Annotated in this window: 18 protein-coding genes; all 18 read right to left on the bottom strand. The window is 37.4% G+C overall.

Going from position 1 to position 16,609, the window contains the following annotated elements; translation table 11 throughout:
- Nucleotides 1–107: 107 nt before the first annotated feature.
- A complete protein-coding gene (locus AC220I_RS08460) occupies nucleotides 108–725 on the bottom strand; it encodes a protein kinase domain-containing protein (protein WP_486723383.1) in 618 nt (205 codons plus the stop codon).
- A 3-nt stretch (nucleotides 726–728) separates the two neighbouring features.
- Nucleotides 729–1,349, bottom strand: a complete 621-nt coding sequence (locus AC220I_RS08455) for a hypothetical protein (protein ID WP_486723382.1) — start codon at nucleotides 1,347–1,349, stop codon at nucleotides 729–731.
- Between the two features lie 9 nt (nucleotides 1,350–1,358).
- Nucleotides 1,359–3,410, bottom strand: a complete 2,052-nt coding sequence (locus AC220I_RS08450) for a DUF5702 domain-containing protein (protein WP_486723381.1) — start codon at nucleotides 3,408–3,410, stop codon at nucleotides 1,359–1,361.
- The gene (locus AC220I_RS08445; RefSeq protein ID WP_486723380.1) at nucleotides 3,407–3,769 is read right to left on the bottom strand and encodes a hypothetical protein; all 363 of its coding nucleotides are present in this window, start codon (nucleotides 3,767–3,769) and stop codon (nucleotides 3,407–3,409) included. Before AC220I_RS08445 ends, AC220I_RS08450 begins: the two co-directional genes overlap by 4 nt.
- Before the next feature lie 289 nt (nucleotides 3,770–4,058).
- Nucleotides 4,059–5,894: a translational GTPase TypA gene (gene typA / locus AC220I_RS08440; RefSeq protein ID WP_486723379.1), complete on the bottom strand. Its 1,836-nt coding sequence runs from the start codon at nucleotides 5,892–5,894 to the stop codon at nucleotides 4,059–4,061.
- Nucleotides 5,895–6,098: 204 nt separating this feature from the next.
- Nucleotides 6,099–6,266, bottom strand: a complete 168-nt coding sequence (locus tag AC220I_RS08435; RefSeq protein ID WP_486723378.1) for a hypothetical protein — start codon at nucleotides 6,264–6,266, stop codon at nucleotides 6,099–6,101.
- 13 nt (nucleotides 6,267–6,279) lie between these two features.
- Nucleotides 6,280–6,828, bottom strand: a complete 549-nt coding sequence (locus AC220I_RS08430) for an ATP-binding protein (RefSeq protein ID WP_486723377.1) — start codon at nucleotides 6,826–6,828, stop codon at nucleotides 6,280–6,282.
- Nucleotide 6,829: 1 nt separating this feature from the next.
- Nucleotides 6,830–7,531 (bottom strand): PHP domain-containing protein, encoded by a 702-nt coding sequence (locus AC220I_RS08425; protein WP_486723376.1) that lies wholly within the window; start codon nucleotides 7,529–7,531, stop codon nucleotides 6,830–6,832.
- Complete coding sequence (locus AC220I_RS08420; protein ID WP_486723375.1) at nucleotides 7,531–7,863, bottom strand: DRTGG domain-containing protein; 333 nt, start codon at nucleotides 7,861–7,863, stop codon at nucleotides 7,531–7,533. Before AC220I_RS08420 ends, AC220I_RS08425 begins: the two co-directional genes overlap by 1 nt.
- A 26-nt stretch (nucleotides 7,864–7,889) precedes the next feature.
- Nucleotides 7,890–9,128, bottom strand: coding sequence for a [Fe-Fe] hydrogenase large subunit C-terminal domain-containing protein (locus AC220I_RS08415; protein WP_486723374.1), 1,239 nt, complete (start codon nucleotides 9,126–9,128; stop codon nucleotides 7,890–7,892).
- Nucleotides 9,129–9,151: 23 nt separating this feature from the next.
- Entirely contained in the window at nucleotides 9,152–9,598 is a 447-nt protein-coding gene (locus AC220I_RS08410; RefSeq protein WP_486723373.1) for an ATP-binding protein, read from the bottom strand.
- Nucleotides 9,599–9,608: 10 nt separating this feature from the next.
- Complete coding sequence (locus AC220I_RS08405) at nucleotides 9,609–9,956, bottom strand: DRTGG domain-containing protein (RefSeq protein WP_486723372.1); 348 nt, start codon at nucleotides 9,954–9,956, stop codon at nucleotides 9,609–9,611.
- A gap of 177 nt (nucleotides 9,957–10,133) precedes the next feature.
- Nucleotides 10,134–10,808, bottom strand: coding sequence for a dTMP kinase (locus AC220I_RS08400; RefSeq protein ID WP_486723371.1), 675 nt, complete (start codon nucleotides 10,806–10,808; stop codon nucleotides 10,134–10,136).
- Nucleotides 10,809–10,951: 143 nt separating this feature from the next.
- Nucleotides 10,952–12,703 carry an NADH-dependent [FeFe] hydrogenase, group A6 gene (locus AC220I_RS08395; protein WP_486723370.1) on the bottom strand — a complete coding sequence of 584 codons (1,752 nt, stop codon included), beginning with the start codon at nucleotides 12,701–12,703 and terminating at the stop codon, nucleotides 10,952–10,954.
- 48 nt (nucleotides 12,704–12,751) lie between these two features.
- Nucleotides 12,752–14,548, bottom strand: coding sequence for an NADH-quinone oxidoreductase subunit NuoF (nuoF, locus tag AC220I_RS08390; RefSeq protein WP_486723369.1), 1,797 nt, complete (start codon nucleotides 14,546–14,548; stop codon nucleotides 12,752–12,754).
- 31 nt (nucleotides 14,549–14,579) lie between these two features.
- Nucleotides 14,580–14,945: a (2Fe-2S) ferredoxin domain-containing protein gene (locus AC220I_RS08385; protein WP_486723368.1), complete on the bottom strand. Its 366-nt coding sequence runs from the start codon at nucleotides 14,943–14,945 to the stop codon at nucleotides 14,580–14,582.
- 17 nt (nucleotides 14,946–14,962) lie between these two features.
- Nucleotides 14,963–15,442, bottom strand: coding sequence for an NADH-quinone oxidoreductase subunit NuoE family protein (locus AC220I_RS08380; protein WP_486723367.1), 480 nt, complete (start codon nucleotides 15,440–15,442; stop codon nucleotides 14,963–14,965).
- Between the two features lie 459 nt (nucleotides 15,443–15,901).
- On the bottom strand, nucleotides 15,902–16,609 hold a 708-nt coding region (locus tag AC220I_RS08375; RefSeq protein WP_486723366.1), incomplete at its 5' end, for a helix-hairpin-helix domain-containing protein.

Raw genomic sequence — 16,609 nt, 5'->3', positions numbered from 1 at the left:
ATTTGTAACGATAAGTAGTCTTGTTTTCATATATTTTCTCCTCTTTTAGGCATTAGCAATATGAGAACACCTTTCTTACAGCATACCATTAGTAGATTAAGATTGTATTAAAGACTCCTATCTATTTCATGAAGAATTTCTGAACAGGTTCCAAATCGATACTTGGGCTCAAGTGACTGGCATCTCATCAGGATCTTGTAAAACCTTGGATCAAACTGATGGCTAATTCCCTGAAATTTCTCTAGAAACACCTTGGAAAGTGCAAAAATATCACAGGATTCATCATAGGCTTTAGGGTTAAATACCGCTTCTGGTGCCGCATATGCCAATGTCCCATGTGTTTCAGTTTCAAGACAAACCGCCTCTTTTTTAGCCGCAAGACCAAAATCTATAAAATAGACATTATTACAGGCATCCACGAGGATATTATTGGCGCTCAGGTCGCGATGTAGTAGATTTTGTTCGTGAAGGTATTTAAGGACGTGAATCATCCTTACAAATAGTCCAGGTGCTTGATCTCCCCTTAACTTGGCTTCTGCAAGCGGACAGCCCTCTATATAAAGCAATTTTAAAACAAATGCATCGCTTTCAACATGATAATCCATCAATTGTGGAAACATAGTGCCCTTAACTGCCTTAAGTGCTTCCAGTTCACGTTTAGCGCGTCTGAGCGGCACTCTTTTTACCCAATAACTCTGATTTGTCTTTGAATCATGCTCAATCATAGCTTACTCCTTTTCCACTTGTGCCTTATAGCAGTTTTTACACGACTGATAACCTCGATCTCTAGCCGCCTTAATATCTATTGCAATCTTACTCTTCCTAAGGTGAAAACACGTTTCTTTGTGGTATTTTTCACCAGTGTTTGTAATATAAACGAGTTTACTTTCATATTCGACACCATCACTATGCGCAAGACCCACAATTGGATAACTCAGTATTTGTGTTTTTAATATTGTGGGCATTTTAAATCGATAATAGAGGTTCAATGAAAAGACACCATCTGTTTCGAGTTTGGAATCAACTATGGTGAGCAGGTTGTCCACCTCAACAAACGTCTCCATGGCTTGCAAAGACAATAGCTTATGAAATTTCTCCAAAATCAAAGCTTCCAAAATACCTTCAGAAATTTCACGATTTACCACATCTTCACCTTCATAGGCCGACAAGGCATATATTTGCATCTCACCGGTGACCTGTAGGGCGATTTGATTCATGCGTTCGTTGACCATAACTGAGAATACGGTGCCAATTGAAATGATCAAGAGAACCAGAACCAGTGTAAATGTAAGCGTCGCTTCTATGGTAACAGATCCTCTTTCTGATTCCTTCATGTACTTATCAAGCATATTCATCCCCTATCTCTCAAAATGCAAATCGTATGCATTTGAAAAATTTAACCAATAAGCAGAGGTATCTGATTTAAAAAAGTAAGAAAAATGACTTTTCAAGCCTATTTTATGGCCTATTTGAAAGTTGGCAAGTGAATGCTCCCCTTGACTGTCTGTTTGAATTTGTGATGCCACCAATTCCATATGCCTAAGGATGGTTCGATCTAGCCCTTGGGCATTGATTAAAATTCTCAAATAATCCCTGTAATACAGCTTGGTATCCAGTAAATTCACAGTCTGTTTGTTTGGTTCCGATATATTCTTATGCTGCTCTTCTGCACTAGCAATAGCTTCACTTAAGGTGCCCTCTGATTGCAGTAGACTTTCAAGACTAAAGCACCATTCACCATCCTTTTTTATAAAGTGCTGACCCTTTCCAGATTCAATAACAGATACATCATAAAAGCCTTCAGCACCTGACCAAATTACTAAGATTGATGAATAGGCCACTGCATTCCATGGGAAAGGCAATGGCGCAGACAAAGATGTGATTTCACTCCGCTTTTCGGGATCTAAAATAATGCCAATTAGATTTAAGCCAGTTCGCATTATTAAAAGTTCACTTCTGACTTCGTTAAAATTTTCAACATCTGAATTGGAATGGCCAAGTAGGTATTCAACCTCACCATTTATATTGGCATGGGGCGTCTCACGAACCTTTAAGGGGTCAAAATAACGTACATCATGGTCTACAAGGCTCTTGCATATGGTTATCAGATACTCATTAATCATTATCTTCTCAGGAAGGGATATCTGGTTTATGGCTTCATTAAAGGCCCTATTATCAGATGCCTTATTATGTTCTGAGTACAAATACGCCGGTCCAATAGGCAAGATTTTGCTTTCCAGCCCAATTTTCGAACCCACCATTTTATCCAGCTTTGCCTTCAAGGTGTTTAAGGCATTCATCAAGCTATTTTGATCCTGGGTCAAGTGTTTAAGCAAGGCTTCAGTTGATTGCTTAGTTGAGGCCCTTATGTCAGTTTCTCTTTCGTGAAGTGAGAACTGTATTTGCCGGTAATCATTAATTTGAACCATCAAATTTTCAATCGCTTCAATCGGCATGGGCTCAACGCGTGATAGCTCTGTAATCATTTGGTTCAAACCCTGTATCTGTACTTCTATCTGATCTAGTGCCTGCTCTATGGCAGATAGTTGAGACTGGTCTTCCATTAGCTTGATGTAACCATAATACAATTGATTGGTTTGTACATCATAGGCAGATTTAAGGGCCTTGACTTGAGTTTCGGACCAAACCTCCTTATAAATGGATTTCACGGTGTCTATATCTGTTTCAATATTTCCAATGGCATCAGGATCAATACGCTGATCTATGCTCATCTCAATTTCCTTGTCAATAATCTCATTTTTGACACATGCAAGTTTAAAATCAAGATTGCCTTCATCTATGTAACTTCTAAAAATTATGAGCTTTTCTCTTAACTCATGACTATCTCTAAAATCAATTGCTTTCTCAAGAGCTTCATGTGTCTTAGAGCGTTCAAACGATTTAGCGAGTTCTTGATAGCGATCAATTTTGTCATTTACCAATTTTTGAGCCTTCAATACAGATTGATTCTGCTCGAGCAATTTCATGGTTTCATCAATTACAACTTCCGATATTACATACGGTGCAGCTGATTTCACAGCACTTAAATACTCAATTGGATCATCAAGAGACTGATGGCTAATTTCAATTTCAAGATTTGAACCCAATTTATTTTTTTCATAGTATTTTTTAATCATGTTTTCAAGAGAGCCGTCTTCTAAATAAGCCAACAATCCATATCGTTCAAATAAAAATGCATTATATCTAGAAAGTCTAGCCTCACTACATGCCACTGTAACCTTTAGGGCTTGACTCTCCATTTGCTTGACCTCAATCAGATCGTATATGACAAAAATCCCAAAAATCATAAAAGGGATGACAATCACAAGAAAAATCGTTATGTTTCCCCTTGAACTCTCAAGTGATTGCGAACGTTTCCCATTGCCCTTACTTAATTTGTGTTTTTTCACTGGTCACCTCTATCCATCACTCGAATAATGCCCTTTTTAATAAGAAGGTAAATTCGCGGATTGTAACGCTCAAATTCAGGAGTCCGTTTGCTGATGTTTGAATATTGATCAAAATTATTGACTTCATAAGTTTGAGGATAGGTAAACTTCCTCTTATAAAAGGTTTTTTCAGTGACAATGCCTTTGTCCTCTGGCACTCTCCCCTTATTGATTGAAGCATGATAGAGCACTTCATAAAGCAATGAATTAGACTGAATTTCGACCAAATCTTCATTGACAACATAAACTAGAAAAAATAGTAGACCCATAATCATAATCAATATTAAGGGCATGATCACTGCCATTTCTGTTGTAAACACAGGCACCTCCGTTTTCCATTATATGGATATTCACTTTTTATTCTAGTGCTTTTACCATATTTTGTCAACTCTATCCAGCAAGATTTTATAGCCTTCACCACATCTTAAAAGATTTTATACGGGTGATTTTTTGGTTAGCATCCCGTATAAGCGCTTTCTGCTCACCATTTAACAGCGCTTCATAAATTGACAATTCGTGATAAAAGCAAGATAAAGCCTTTTGATCCATATAAAAAAGCCCAATCTAAATAAATAGATTGGACCTTATATCTTGTAAAATGATTATGGACTAGGCCATCATTTCTTTGTTCACTTTGTTTCTAGCTCTAAGACGTTCTGTCTCGTTAAGATATCTCTTTCTGATTCTAAGAGCATCAGGTGTGATTTCCAACAATTCATCGTCTTCGATAAAGGTTAAAGCCTCTTCCATGCTAAAGATCTTAGGTGGTAAGAGTTTAATCGCATCATCAGAACCAGATGCTCTCGTATTGGTTAATTTCTTGTTCTTTGTCGGGTTAACCGTCATGTCTTCTCTTCTTGAGTTGATACCAATAACCATGCCCTCATAAACATCTGTACCAGCATCGATTAACATAACCGCTCTTTCAGATAAGTTAAAGAGTGAATAAGCCATGGCTGTTCCACCTTGCTGAGAAATAAGAACACCGTTGTTTCTCTTAGGAATCTCACCCTTATGTGGTTGGAACTCATAGAAAGATCTAAGAAGGATACCCTCACCTCTGGTGATGTTGATAAACTCACTTCTGTAACCAAGAAGACCCCTTGTTGGCACCAAGAATTCTACTTTAGTATAACCATCATCAGAAGACATCATTTCCATCTGGCCTTTTCTAAGGTTGAGTTGGGAAATAACAGTTCCAGAGTAATCGTCTGGTACAATTGCAATGACTTTCTCAACTGGTTCACATAAAATACCATCAACTGTTCTCATAAGAACCTGTGGTTTAGAAACCGCAACCTCGTAGCCTTCTCTTCTCATGTTTTCAAGTAAAATCGAAAGGTGAAGCTCACCTCTACCAGAAACCTTAAAACCGTCTTGAACGCTATCAAGCTCATCTACTTTTAAGCCCACATTAACTTCGAGTTCTTTGTCCAATCTATTCTTCAAATGTCTATTTGTAACGAATTTACCGCTTTTACCACAGAAAGGCGAATCATTGATTAAGAAGTTCATCGAAAGTGTTGGCTCTTCTATTTCAATCATCGGCATTGGATCCACATGGTCCGGATGACAAAGGGTTTCACCGATTGAAATATCATCGATCCCTGAAAGAACGACCATATCTCCTGCAACAGCCTCTTTAACTTCAACTCTTGCCAAGCCCTCGTAAACATACAATTTTCCGACCTTACCTCTTGCAGTGCTACCATCTCTTCTTGAGATGGCGATGGTATCCGCTTGTTTGATTGTACCTTGTACAATTCTACCAATACCAAGTCTACCCACATACTCATCATAGTCAAGCGATGAAATTTGCATTTTGAGTGGTGCTTCAACACTCTCTGCATAGGGTTCAACATGCTCTAATATGGTTTCAAATAATGGCGCTAAGCTATCGCTTTCATCTGCCATTTCTCTTTTGGCAATACCTTGCTTAGCAATACCATAAATAATTGGGAATTCTAATTGTTCATCTGTTGCATCAAGCTCAACAAATAGGTCAAAGGCTAAGTTAACAACTTCCTCAGCACGTTGGTCCTTCTTATCAATTTTGTTGATAAATAAAATCGGCTTTAAACCTCTTTCAAGGGATTTCTTAAGTACGAATCTCGTTTGAGGCATCGGGCCTTCACTCGAGTCTACTAAAAGAATAACAGTATCTACTGTTTTCATAATACGTTCCACTTCCGATGAAAAATCGGCATGGCCTGGTGTATCCACTATATTTATTTTATAATCCTTATACATTATTGAACAGTTCTTAGAATAGATCGTGATACCACGCTCTCTCTCTAAATCGTTACTATCCATAACACAATCCGGAACGACTTCATTGTTTCTAAAAACACCATTTTGTCCTAAAAATGCATCTACTAAAGTTGACTTCCCAGCATCTACGTGGGCAATCACGGCAATATTGATAATGCCTTTTACACTTGACATACTTACTCTCCGTTTCAATCTTGAAGGCTCTTCCTTCTATTTAAGCACATAACTTATATAGTTTATATCAAATCAACTTGAAAAGATATCTATTTTTTCGAATTAACAATAATTTAACATCTTATTGGATAAAAAAAAGCGATGTTGACGGGTTTTTGATCTAAAACCTGTCCAACATCACTCATTTAATCTTTTAAGCAAAAATTAATCAAACTTTGAAAAGTCACCCAGAAAAATTAATACAATTCCAGAGCCAATGCCAAACACGGTCAAAGCCGTGATTACATTTCCCTCCAGGTTTAACTGTCCTAAGAGTACCGAACCCAGAATCGATATCAATAAAACTTTAATGCCTAACTTTCTTAAGTCCATTTCAAAACCCCTTTTAACCAGCATGTGTGAGCTCGTTTAAGCCCTCATAGATATATTCTCTAAGCCATGCGATGACATCTATGTTGCTAATAGGAACACCATCTAGTAGCTTTTTAATTTCCTTCGTATTCAATGTAAAGGTTCTATTGTTGATGGTATGTGTGTAGATCAAGTCCATCTGATCACACGCGTTGATGATGGTAACTATCGTCTCTGGCATATTGCCAAGTGGTACCCTATCAATATGGCTGTACTTAAACTGGGCTGTGATTTCTGTACCAGCACCCAGTTGTGATTTTATTTCAAAATAACCGTCACATTGCTCTGCTGAACTCTTGAAAAGTGGTATCCCAAGGCCGACTTTACGTGTGGTACGTGTGGTATAAAATGGATCTACGACTTTTGATACCGTCTCTGAATCCATTCCGGTGCCATCGTCCTTTATTTTTATAATTAACTTATCCTGCTCTAAATCTTCAATCACAACGATTCTCAATATCTCAGCTTCAGCCTTTATTGAGTTTTGAGCGATGTCCAATATATGTAGCGATAATTCTCTCATACTATTCCTCTCCACTTAAATAGTTCAGTACGTTTATGATTTCTTTATTTCCAATTTCAATGGTGTGTTCTCTTTCTGAAATATGTTCTAGATAATGGGCATCCGAATTAAAAATTCGACGATACCCCTTGACCAAAGTCTCATTCAAGGGACTTTTTAGATATATTTCTACTGTTTTCACATCCAAATCTGGTGGAATGAAACCTAAATTGGCAAATATGCTGTTTGCGCTTTTATTCACATGCGCAGGAACACATACGCCATGATGTGTTTTACAAAGACGAATCAACTGTTCTATACTGATTTCAATCGATACAATTAGCGCGTATGGGTATTCCGCCACGCATTGATCCTCATGATTCATAATCTGCTGCTTGCCAAAGTGATCAGGTCGATTTGGAATTAAAAGTCGGTATGACTCCAATGCCAAATCAAATGCTTCTAAATCAGAAATGCTTGGAAAATAACAGAGTACGTGAACTTCTTCCTTAGTTTGAACTTCCATCCCAGGAATCACAGTCAGTCCTGCCTGGTCGCCGATTTCGCAGATGACTCTAGCATTTTTACCGGTATTGTGATCTGTAATTGCAATGACATCAAGCCCCTTTATAAGGGCCATGTTAACGATGTTATTGGGTGTCATGTCATCGTCACCACAAGGCGAAAGACATGAATGAATGTGAAGATCATAAAAAACTTCCATTATCTTATGCCAGCCTCATACATAATTTTAAAAATTTCAAAGGTCTCTAAGTCTGTCGATAAAATAGTGATATCTTGCTCATTTGCTTTCTCAATAATTTCAGCTTCTACCTTAATCCCTTCAGGGATAATAACACATGAAAAATCTAAAAGTGAAGCCACTGCTAGAATATTACTATGTGTCTGAACTGTTACCCAAGCTGTATCATTTTTTCCTTTTGCCATAACCCAGCTCAATAAATCGCAAGAATATACATTTGAAATACTTCTTTCTAAATCACCCTTTGATAAAGTTTTAAAGGGATACTTGTCTATTAATTCACAAACCTTCATATGCACATACCTCTTCATTCTCTTCTTTATTTTTGCTTGAACAAGACAACGCAGGATTCAACCGATGCCGTTCCGTTCACAATATCTTCTGCTAATACTCTGCAGGTTGGCGCACCACATGCACCACAATTAATACCTGGTAGAGTTTGTGTTATTTCTTCTATTTTAGCCATTTTTTCAAGTGCTTTTCTAAAATCATTGTCTAGCTTGAAAATTGGCATTGGCTCAATTTGTAGATCCCACTCAAAATTTTGTGGCGTGAGTTCAATGTCTATATCTATTGGCTTAGTCATACTGTAGGCCTTGGAGAGTTTTCGGATTCGATTTTTACCGATAAAGGTGTTCTCTACATTTAAAGGGCCTCCAACACAACCGTTGATACAGGCATATCCTTCAAAGAAATCAAGTGAATTGAGTTTCCCAAGTTCCATGGACTCAAGTACCTTGATAACCTCTTCTATTCCGTCTACCGCAATATAGTCTTCTATTTCCATAGAGTAGCTTTGACCACCAACACGTCCCCACCCAATGCCTTTACCAGTGGCGCACTGTATTTGGGTATTACCTTCAATCTTATCAATAATCTTCATGAGCTTATAATAGATTTCTTCAGTTGAAATGGCCTCATCTATATATGAGCGTTCAAGACCTATTGGATTTTTAATACTGGTGATTTTTGCAGGACATGGCGTTATATAAAATACACCAATCTCTTCAAACTTGTACCCTTGATCCATCAATCTTTTCTTAACGATTCTCGCTGCTATTTCCATTGGTGACTCAAGCTTAATGATATTATCAATTAAAGCTGGAAATCTGATTTGTATAAGACGTGTAATTACTGGACAATAAGTTGAAATAAGCGGCTTGTTCACATGGGCTTTATCAAGCATTTTATTTTCATAAACAGATAGGAGTTCCGCCGCATGCGCTACATCATAAACTTCATCAAACCCAAGCTGCAGTAGCCCATTGAAGATTGAGTTCATATCGTATTCAAGTGGAAATTGTCCATAAAATGAAATTGCAGGTAATGCAACAGTGTACTTATACTGTTTAAGTGCATCTATACTGCTCACTTGAGCACCTTTTGCATGATAAGGGCAAACCTTCAAGCATTCGCCACAGTCTATACACCTTGACTCAATAATTCTTGCTTTTCCATCCACAACTCGAATTGCTTGTGTTGGGCATCGATCAAGACAATGAGTACAACCATTGCAATAGTCTTTTTCGAGAATAACTGAATGCCAGTAATTTCTCATTTATGCCTCCATCTAATTCTTCATTAATAAAAAACCACCATTTTAATCTTAGTACCTTGGCCAAGTTGAGATTCGATGATGAAGTCATCTGAGACCTTCTCCATATTTGGAAGTCCCATTCCTGCACCAAATCCCATTTCCCTTGCAACGGTATCCGCAGTTGAATAGCCTTGAGTCATGGCTAAATCAATATTTTCAATCCCTGGGCCACAATCTTCAACATAGAGTTCCACACAATCAGGCTTTATAAAAACCTCTATGCCACCCCCATCTGAATGGATGACTAGGTTAATTTCAGCTTCATAGGTGGCTATGGCGAGTCTTCTTAAAATGTTTGCGTCAATGCCCAGTTGTCGAAGTACCTTCTTAATCTTACTAGAAGCTTCACCAGCTCTAGAAAAATCATCTTTCTCCACACGATAATTTAATCGCATAGCAACATTACTTTCATTTTTTTCATATCTCTTCATAGCATCACCTTTATAATTTGATGCCGCTTAGACCATTTTGATACAAAATGCCTGAAACATTAAATAGAGTCTGTTTGGTTGTCATTAATACGATTTGCTTTTCTTCTGCTAGTTTAATGACCTCTTCACAGGGTTTCTTCCCCCTAACAAACAATATTGCTTTTAAATCCAGCATTTCGGCAGTCCTAATAACCTGTTGGTTTGTAAGACCTGTTATTAAAAGTGTGTCCTCTTCTACATAGGCGAGTACATCACTCATGAGGTCAGAACCAAAAGCGGTCTGAACATCATATTCAATGCCGCAAGCATGGGCAACAACATCGCCTTCGATGAGTTCCATAATATATTTTAACTGCATGATTGCCTCCTTACTTAAGGATCAATTCATTAACACTTTGTAAAAGGTTAATTATTTAACAATTGTCAAATACATTATATCATCTTTGTAATTAGACTTCAATTTCTTTTATCAGGGTCTTTAGAACTGTTTCTTGATCTTTACGACGGTTTTATTTCGACCAGTGTTTTCAATGTTTTAAAGCTTTTCACGTATTAATTTATATATTTCATTTGAGATTTCCTCAATGGGTTTGATTCGATCATCAATGGTGCAATTAACGGTATGCCAATTGAACTTATTTGCCACATAAAGGGCATTATGATATGACCGCTTTAGATAATCAAAATCCTTCTCGTGTATGTCTTTCTTACTTTCACCAGTGATCTTATTTTTTCGATCTGCCATTAGCTTTTGTGCAAAATCAGGTGGCATGTCTAAAAATATGATTTCATTTGGAATTGGCAATTTGTATATCCCATACTCCAAATCTGAAAGCCAATCCAGAAAAACTTCCTTTTCCTTTAAATCATCTATCTTTGAGGCTTGATGAACCATATTTGACGTCGTATAACGATCACAGATCAAGATGCCACCATCTTGGTAAAAGGCCTTCCAATCGGTCATGTAAGAAGCGTAACGGTCAACAGCGTAAAATGAGGATGCAACATATGAATCCACATCATCAGCATTATCGCCGAAATCACCCTTTAAATACATTTTTACTAGGGCTGAAGCATCGCTGTTATAATTCGGAAATGATAAAAATCGCACCTTATACCCTTCTGCCAAGAGTCTTTCATAAAGTGCCCTGGCTTGTGTTTCTTTGCCAGATGAATCACAACCATCGACTACAAAAATCTTACCTAACATATAGTGCTCCATTTCTATCACAATTTTCGTCAGTTTTTTCGCTGACTATTTTATTTTAACATACTCTATTTCTTTTTTCTAAACATTCTCATAAAAAAAGCGCCGGCGATTATTCAATCGCCAGCGCTTTGTTTAAGTGATTACTATTTTTTGATTGGGTATTGCTCTCTTGCATAGTAATGAGTGTGGAGTAAATCATGAGCCTTGTGGCTGTTTGGTTTACCGAGGTACTCATCATATAATTTTTTGATTTCTGGGTTTTTGTGTGATTTTCTAACTGTTAAAGATGCATCTTCAGAGTAAAGTGCTTTCGCTCTTTCAGATCTGATGTCGATTACATTTCTTACGTTAGAAGGTTGGATTGGTTGTCCACCACCGTTTACACATCCACCAGGACAAGCCATGATTTCAATGAAGTGGTAATCAGCTTCACCAGCTCTGATCTTATCAAGTAAGATACCAGCGTTAGTTGTATTGTGTGCTACAGCGATTTTGATATCAGTACCAGCAACGTTTACAGTTGCTTCTTTGATACCTTCGATACCTCTAACTGCAGTGTAATCTACGTTTTCAAGATCTTGGCCAGTTAAAACGTCAGCTACTGTTCTAAGAGCAGCTTCCATAACCCCACCAGTTGCACCGAAGATAACACCAGCACCTGAGTAATCGCCCATGAATGCATCAAATGTACCTTCTTCAAGTTTATCAAACTCAAGTCTAGCTTCTTTGATCATTCTAGCAAGTTCTCTAGTTGTAATAGAAACATCTACGTCTTTTAAGCCGTTAACTGAAAGCTCAGGTCTTTCAATTTCAGATTTTTTAGATGTACATGGCATTACAGATACTACAAAGATATCTTTAGGGTCAATACCGTGTTTCTCAGCATAGTAGCTCTTAGCAAGTGCACCAAACATATTTTGTGGTGACTTACAAGAAGATAAATGCTCAAGTAAATCTGGGTAGTTGAATTCAATATATCTTACCCAACCTGGTGAACAAGAAGTAATCATTGGTAATTTACCACCATTTTGAAGACGGCCTAATAATTCAGTTCCCTCTTCCATGATTGTTACGTCTGCTGCCCAGTTTGTATCGAATATTTTAGCAAAGCCTAATTTTCTTAAAGCTGTTGCAAGTTTACCAGTAACGTTAGTACCGATTTCGTATCCGAACTCTTCACCAAGTGCCGCTCTAACAGCTGGTGCAGATTGAACGATTACATGTTTAGACTTGTCTTCAAGTGCATTCCATACTCTGTCAATAGCTGATTTCTCAGTTAAAGCACCAACTGGACATACAACCATACATTGACCACAGTAGATACAAGGCGCATCATTCATGCTCATTTCAAATGCAGGTCCTACAGTTGTCTCAAATCCTCTGTTTAAGAAATCTAAGATACCGATGCCTTGAACATTTTTACAAGCGCTTACGCAACGTCCACAAAGGATACATTTGCTTGAATCTCTAACGATAGAGAAAGATGCATCATCAAAGTTTGGCTCTCTTTTAGCGCCTTCAAATCTGATGTCTCTGATCCCTAACTCTTCAGATACAGATTGTAATTCACAGTTCTTGCTTCTTACGCAAGTTGTACACTCTCTATTGTGGTTAGCTAATAAAAGCTCTACAGTGTTTTTTCTAGCGTTTCTTACTCTGTTTGTGTTTGTGTTAACAACCATGCCATCTCTAACAGGAAGTACACAAGAAGCTTGAAGTGCTCTAGCGCCTTCTACTTCTACCACACATACTCTACATGCACCAACTTCGTTGATGTCTTTTAAGAAACATAATGTTGGAATATCGATACCCACAGTTCTAGCTGCTTCTAAAACAGTTAAATTGCTTGGCACTTCGTAGTTCGCGCCATTTATAATTACAGATACGTTACTCACGATTCGTACACCTCTTTCTTATAATCTTGTTAAACCTCAAAAGTAAAATTATTGTTTAACAATTACTTTCTTAGGACATTTAGGGATACAAGCACCACATTTGATACATTTAGTTTGATCAATTACGTGGATACCTTTAACTTCTCCTGTGATTGCATCAACTGGACATACACGTTTACATGCAGTACAACCTATACAACCATCACCAATTACGATTGACAATAAATCTTGGCACATACCAGCTGGACATTTTTTATCTACAACGTGTGCAAGATATTCGTCTCTGAAGTATTTCATAGTCGATAATACTGGGTTTGGAGCAGTTTGTCCTAAGCCACAAAGTGCAGAGTCTTTAATTGCGTATGCTAATTCTTCTAATGCATCTAAATCTTTTAATGTGCCGTTACCTGAAGTGATTTTGTCTAAGATTTCTAACATTCTCTTAGTACCTTCACGACATGGTACACATTTACCACAAGACTCATCTACTGTAAAGTCAAGGAAGAATCTTGCGAAGTCAACCATACAGTTGTCTTCATCAACAACGATCATACCACCTGAACCCATCATTGAGCCAAGAGCAGTTAATGTATCGAAATCGATTGGTGTATCTAAGTGATCTGCAGTGATACAGCCACCTGATGGTCCACCCGTTTGAACTGCTTTGAATGCTTTACCATTTGGAATACCGCCACCGATATCATAGATAACTTCTCTAAGTGGTGTTCCCATTGGAATTTCAACAAGACCAGTGTTATTGATCTTACCACCAAGTGCAAATACTTTTGTACCTGGAGATCTTTCAGTACCCATTGAAGTAAACCACTCAGCACCGTTTAAGATGATTTGAGCAACGACAGCATATGTCTCAACGTTGTTGATCAATGTTGGCTTGCCAAAGATACCTTTTTGAGCTGGGAATGGTGGTTTTGGTCTAGGCATTCCTCTTTCGCCTTCGATTGAAGCGATTAATGCAGTTTCTTCACCACATACGAATGCACCAGCACCAAGTCTGATTTCAAGATCAAAGTTGAAACCTGTGCCAAAGATATCTTGTCCTAAAAGACCCATCTCTTTAGCTTGAGCGATTGCAATACCTAAACGCTTAACAGCGATTGGATACTCAGCTCTGATATATACATAACCTTTTTCAGCGCCAATTGCATAAGCTGCAATTGCCATTGCTTCGATGATTGAATGTGGATCACCTTCAAGAACAGATCTGTCCATGAATGCACCTGGATCTCCCTCATCAGCATTACAAGCTACATATTTAATGTCGCCTTCTGCTTTTTGAGTGAACTCCCATTTAAGACCAGTTGGGAAACCACCGCCGCCACGGCCACGAAGACCTGACTTCTTCATAACATCAACAACTTCACTAGGTGTCATTTCAGTTAATGCTTTACCAAGCGCTTTATAACCATCGAATGCGATGTACTCTTCGATAACTTCTGGGTTGATAACACCACAGTTTCTTAAAACAACTCTTTTTTGTTTTTTATAGAATGTAACATCATTGATTGATGTTGCAATATCAGTAACATTAGCAGCTTTGTCAACGAATAATAAATCTTTAACAATTCTACCTTTTAATAAGTGCTCATCTACGATTCTCTCTACATCTTTAAGTTCAACTCTTGAGTAGAAAGATCCCTCTGGATATACGATACAGATTGGACCTGCTTCACAAAGTCCGAAACATCCAGTTCTAACAACTTTAACTTCTTTATCTAACCCTTTTGCTTGTAATTGAGTGTTGAACATTTCTTCAATTGATACTGCGCCTGAAGATGTACATCCAGTTCCTCCACATACAAGTACGTGCGATCTATAAAAATCCATTTATTTACCTCCTCAAATTGATTATTGATCCTTATTCAGCAGCCCCGATAGTGTATTCAGTAACGATATTGCCATTAACGATGTGCTCAGCAATAATTCTTCTTGCTTTCTCTTCTGTTAATTCAACGTAAGTTACTTTTTCTCCGCCTTCTTTGTACACTTCGATCATTGGCTCTAATCTACAAACACCAACACAACCAGTTTGAGTGATTTCAATATCTTTAAGGCCTCTTTTTTGAGCTTCATCCATTAATGCTGCAAGTACAGGTCTAGCACCAGCAGAAATTCCGCAAGTTGCCATTCCAACAACAATTCTAGTTCCTTTTCTGTCAGTTCTTAAGTCTACTTTTTTAAGAGCTTCTTCTCTGATTTTTGCTAATTCAGCTAAAGATTTCATTCTTATTCCTCCTAAGTTTAACCTTGATATTTCGCAACAATGCCAGGAATATCTTCAAGTACAAGTCTTCCATAAACGTCTTCATTAACTGTTAATACTGGAGCAAGACCACAAGCACCAATACATCTTGTAGCTTCTAATGAGAATTTTCCATCGGCAGAAGTTTTACCAACAGTTACACCTGTGAGTTCAACCACTTTATCAATAATGCTTTGTGCACCTCTAACATAGCATGCAGTTCCTAAGCAGATACCGATTAAGTACTCGCCTTTTGGCTCTAACGTAAACTGTGAATAGAATGTAACAACGCCGTAAATTTCAGCTAAAGGTACACGTAATTTTTCAGAAATTACTTTTTGTACTTCCATAGGAATTGCACCGAAAATATGTTGCGCTTCATGCAAGATTGGCATTAAAGGTCCCTGCATATCTTTATGCTCTTCAATAATTCTATCAAGCTTCGCAAAATTTTCTTCTGTTAAAAAGTTTTTGGCCATTAATAGTTCCTCCTTATACTTCGTACATTCGACTGAGCTCGAACATAACCCGAACCGTCCAATCCCTAGTAATTTACTAGGTTTAAAGCTGTTTGTTAATTTCTTAACCTATATTCGAATAGATTATAACATAGAATTATTATAATGTATACACAAAAATAAGTATTCTATTTTGCTAATTTTTTGTAACATTCGATCCATTGAAAACATTGAAATATAAACATTTTCAACCCAATATTTATTTACATAATTTTCAAGCATTTTGTTTTTTTGTTAATATCCGCACTATTTTTTGCACTAAAAATTTGTTCATTTTGTATAAAAACACATTTGACAAATAAATAACACCCCTCATATAAGGGGGTGTTATCAAGAAATTTGTTAACATTTTATCTAATTGTCTGAATTATCTGATTTTTAAACCTTTTTAATATTTATCTTTTGCAAGTATGGAACCTTTTAATCATTGTTTTCAAGTTGAGTCTCTTTTTTACCGCCCCCATGAAAATAATCATAAATGGTCTGGGCAACCGATTTATTTATACCACTAACTTCCTCCAAGGCTTCAAGTGATGCATTCTTGATATTTTCAATGGAATGAAACTTTTTAAGGAGTGCTATCTTTCTTTTTTCGCCTATACCTGTAATCTCATCTAATATAGAAGAAGTCATCTCCTTGGACCTAAGGGACTTGTGATACTCGATGGCAAAGCGGTGAACTTCCTCTTGTATTTCATATATGAGCTTAAAGGCATTGTTAGACCCCTTGAGACCACAAAGCTCTCCTTGAAAATAAAGGTCTTCCGTTTTGTGATAATCATCTTTTACCATACCAACACATGGTATATCGATTTTGAGTGCGTTTAAAACATCTTGAACGGCATTAACATGCCCTTTACCACCATCGATAAGGATTCCATCTGGAAAATGAATAAACTTACCTTCACCAATGCCATTTTCTGAGGCAAAGGACTGTTCTTCCAAACCGCGCCTAAATCGACGATACAAAACTTCCTGCATGGAACAATAATCATTTGCACCCTCTATGGTTTTTATACGATAACGTCTGTAATCACTGCGCTTCTTCTTTCCATCTTCAAAGACTACCATGCTCCCAACCGAATAAACACCAGAGGTATTTGATATATCATAGGCTTCTAGCCTTCT

It is taken from the genome of Fusibacter sp., from assembly GCF_057447755.1.
Note: the sequence above shows the minus strand (reverse complement) of the source record. Positions and strands in the feature narration are given on the sequence as shown.